This window comes from Brevibacterium mcbrellneri ATCC 49030 (genome assembly GCF_000178455.1).
GTDB lineage: Bacteria > Actinomycetota > Actinomycetes > Actinomycetales > Brevibacteriaceae > Brevibacterium > Brevibacterium mcbrellneri.
Genome location: NZ_ADNU01000024.1, coordinates 1 through 3,646, shown reverse-complemented (window position 1 = coordinate 3,646; position 3,646 = coordinate 1). Strand labels below are relative to the sequence as shown.

The following is a 3,646-nucleotide window of genomic DNA, read 5'->3' as shown; positions in this document are numbered from 1 at the left end:
CCAGAGCCGAGCGACGGGTCCAGTTGCTCGACTCGATCCGCGACCCGCTCCGCAGTCGAGCTGTACACCGGATACGCCCGCCCCAACGGATTACCAGTGATCGGGTCCCGTCCCATACCGACCAGTGATTGCAGCTGTACTTCCGACACTTGGGCGCCCGGGGCGAGTTCACCATTACCCAGAGCGGTCATGCCGGAGCCGAGCCAGCGTCCGGGTGGGGTGCCAGCCTCGGCGAAGTAACGGGTCAACGGAGTCGACAACGACCGGTCACAATCACCAGCCGCCACAGTGCGCAGCAGGTACGTGTAGCCGTCGCCAGCCGACATCACCCGCATCGACACCGTCAAGACGAACCACCTCTCTTACCGAAAGGTGCTCACGTCCTAGATGCGAGAGAGGGGGTGACCTATACGGCCACCCCCTCGGCGGCGTCGCCGCCAACCTCCTGGATCTTTTCGCACTCTGGAGGTTTTGCCGTTCACCGAAGTCTCGGGAACGCCACCCCGTTGCCAGGATGGAATGTGCCACGTGGCTACGCCGCGACGCGCTTCTCGCTTCTCAGGGTTCCAGCCGCGAGGTTATCCACGAACCTACGGCCCCTCCACGAGCGTTTTACGACTCCCACATGCCGCAGGCGTCGTCCAGCAGAGAAAGCGTCGGCATGCCGACCACCTCCTTTTGGGCGCTACGTTCACTACGTCGCACAGTCAGAGTACCGACCCGGCAACCCAAGCAAGCCTCGATCTGCAAGAGGCGTGGCAGCTCCAGATGGTGGCTATAGGAGGCTGAACGCCCGGGTGCTCAGAGGTGACCGAACGGGTGCTGTTCTCTGCAATTGTCGTTGTTACGTGAGCTCGGCGATGCCGACCCGCAGGGCGAAGAGCACGAGCTGCACGCGGTCGCGGGCTTGGGTCTTAGCGCGGAGGTTGCCGATGTGGGTCTTGATGGTGGGCATGGTGAGCCAGAGTTCGTCGCAGATTTCTTGATTGGTGCGGCCCCGCGCGATGAGGGCGAGGATGTCGCGTTCTCGGGGTGTGAGTTCGTCTGCGAGTCGACTGTCGGTGGGTGAAGGGCACGCGGCGGGACCTCCTGGGCGTTTCCGGAACGTGGTGAAGAGCCTCCTAGTGGGGCCGGGCGAGATGACGGCATCGCCGTCGTGAACAGTGCGGATGGCTGCGACGACATCGTTGGGAGCGGTGTTCTTGACGAGGAATCCTGACGCGCCGGACTCGATCGCGGTGAGCACGTACTCGTCGGTGTCGAAGGTGGTGAGGATGATGATCTTGCTCTGTGTTCCGGCAGTGATGAGGTGCTGAGTGGTGGCGAGACCGTCAAGGGTGGGCATCTGGATGTCGAGCAGCAGGATGTCCGGCGCTTCGTGGTTGTGTTGACGGATGGCGTCGGCTCCGTCGATGGCCTGCCAGAGAACGCTCATGTCGGGCTGGGCGTCGAGGATCATCGCCAGCCCCGCGGTGAACAGTGGTTCGTCGTCTGCGAGTCCGACGGTGATCATGGCTGCCTCCATGGCAGGCTCGCGGAGACGCACCATCCACCGGTGTTCGGGTTGGGGCCTGCGGTGAAGGTGCCGCCAAGTGCGCGTGCGCGTTCCTGCATGCCGATGATCCCTTGGTGAGAACCATCGCGCCGCGTGGTCTGCGATTGGCTTGGCGAAGTGTTCAGAATGGTCAGATCAACTGCACGGTCGTGGACGACGATGCGGACACTTGCTGCTGCGCCATAGGCGTGCTTCACGACATTCGTGATGCCCTCCTGGACGATCCGGTAGCCGGCAAGTCCGACCTGGTCGGGGACGGCCCCCAAGTCTCCATCGACGTGAAGCCGAATCGGTGCTCTTGTGTGCTGCAACTCGCTGATGAGCGCGCCGATGTCGCGCAGGCTTGGGGTAGGGCGTGTCAGAGCCTCAGTGTCGTGATCGGTGCCGAGGACATTGATGAGGTCGCGAACGTCATCGACTGCGGTCCGGCTCAAGCGTCCGATGACGGCAAGCGCCTGATCGGTGCGGTCGGGGTCGGTCCGGATCAGGTACCGGGCGCCTTCGGCTTGTACCGCAATCGTGTTCAGGGAGTGACCCAGCACGTCGTGCATTTCGCGGGCGATGCGTGTGCGTTCTTCGGTAGCGGCAAGCCGTCGCTCCACCGTTTGCCGGGCTTCCAGAACAGCGGCACGTTCGAGCGCGTCCTCGTAGCGCGCCTTCCGGGTCCTCCGGACGGTGCCGGCCAAGAGGGCGACGGTGACCAGCGATGCTGCGGCTGCCGCAATCGCGAGCCTGACCTTCCACTCGGAGTCCGCGGCGGGGGTCGATGAGGTGAGCACTGCCGCAGCTGCACCAACGTAGATGACGGCGACGTACCCCCACCGCCACGGCGCGAACAGCTGCGTCTGTGTGGTGTATGCCGCGATGAGGCAGACCGCGCCGGCGAACAGCGTCAATTCCTGCACCGTGACGAGGTGCAGGACGAGCAGTACGCCGATGGCGGCGAGGCTGAGGCGTGGGCGTATGCGCCGAAAGGTCAGAGCGACCGAGCAGCCGAATACGATGATGCTGTAGACCGTCTGCTCGTATGTCACGAACGACAAGGTTGGCCGGCTAATCGCGCCGAGGAATCCGCCTAGCGCCCCAAGTAGGAGGTCAGCCGCCCAGGGCTGTCCCTGCCAGACAGCGCGCAGCCGGTCACGGGTCGCAGGGCTGGTGAACGGTTCCATGCCTACCAGCCTATGGCGCGGGCATCCGAAACGACTCATACCACGGCATGAAGACCGAGTTCGTGCCGCAGCACGATCTGCCACGTGACTATTCCGGGAATTGTGGATGGGGTGACGAACCCGACCGAAACGAGGCATCCATGACCCGCGTCATCACCACCCACGAACTGACCAAACAGTTCAAGACCCACACCGCCGTTGACGCCCTGAACCTCGACGTCCCAAAGGGTCACGTGTACGGGTTCCTCGGGCCGAACGGGTCGGGCAAGTCGACCACGATGAAGATGATCCTGGGCCTGACCCAGCCGACCAGCGGCGACATCGAAATCCTCGGCGAACCGCTCACGCGCGCATCGCGCACCAAGCTGCTACCGTCGATCGGGTCGATGATCGAGGCTCCTCCCGGGTACGGGCACCTCACCGGCCGGGAGAACATGCGGATCGTCCAGGACATGCTCGACCTTTCGACCGCGCAGATCGACCACGCACTGGCGACCGTCAGACTGACCGGGCAAGAGAACAAGCTCGTTCGCAACTATTCCCTCGGCATGAAGCAGCGGCTCGGCATCGCAATGGCCCTCGCACGCAACCCGGCGCTGCTCATCCTCGACGAGCCAACCAACGGACTCGACCCGGCCGGAATCGAAGAGATCCGCATGCTACTCATGGACCTGGCCAGTCAAGGGATCACTGTGATGGTATCCAGCCACCTGCTCGACGAGATCGACAAGATGGCCAGCGTCCTGGGCATCCTCTCCAGCGGGAAGATGATCTTCCAGGGCAGCCGCGACCAGCTCTTCGAAAAGTCCGTGCCCGATCTGATCATCGAGACCTCCGACCCGCAGGCCGCCCTCGCACAAGGACTGACGGCGACCCGGGTTCCTGAGGGCATCCGGATGAGCGGGATCGACAAGGACCAGAC

4 protein-coding genes are annotated in these 3,646 nt (G+C 63.8%); 1 reads left to right on the top strand and 3 read right to left on the bottom strand.

Annotated features, from left to right (window positions below; translation table 11 throughout):
- From HMPREF0183_RS04655 to HMPREF0183_RS04645, 3 genes are all read right to left on the bottom strand, one after another.
- Positions 1 to 335 (bottom strand): relaxase domain-containing protein (locus HMPREF0183_RS04655; RefSeq protein ID WP_483458285.1); only part of this gene is annotated, 335 nt, incomplete at its 3' end.
- 509 nt (positions 336 to 844) lie between these two features.
- On the bottom strand, positions 845 to 1,513 hold the full coding sequence (locus HMPREF0183_RS04650) for a response regulator (protein WP_040348091.1): 669 nt from the start codon (positions 1,511 to 1,513) through the stop codon (positions 845 to 847).
- Positions 1,510 to 2,724 carry a sensor histidine kinase gene (locus HMPREF0183_RS04645; RefSeq protein WP_005883301.1) on the bottom strand — a complete coding sequence of 405 codons (1,215 nt, stop codon included), beginning with the start codon at positions 2,722 to 2,724 and terminating at the stop codon, positions 1,510 to 1,512. Before HMPREF0183_RS04645 ends, HMPREF0183_RS04650 begins: the two co-directional genes overlap by 4 nt.
- A 140-nt stretch (positions 2,725 to 2,864) precedes the next feature.
- Between HMPREF0183_RS04645 and HMPREF0183_RS04640 the strand changes: the two genes are divergently transcribed.
- On the top strand, positions 2,865 to 3,646 hold a 782-nt coding region (locus HMPREF0183_RS04640; protein ID WP_040348095.1), incomplete at its 3' end, for an ABC transporter ATP-binding protein.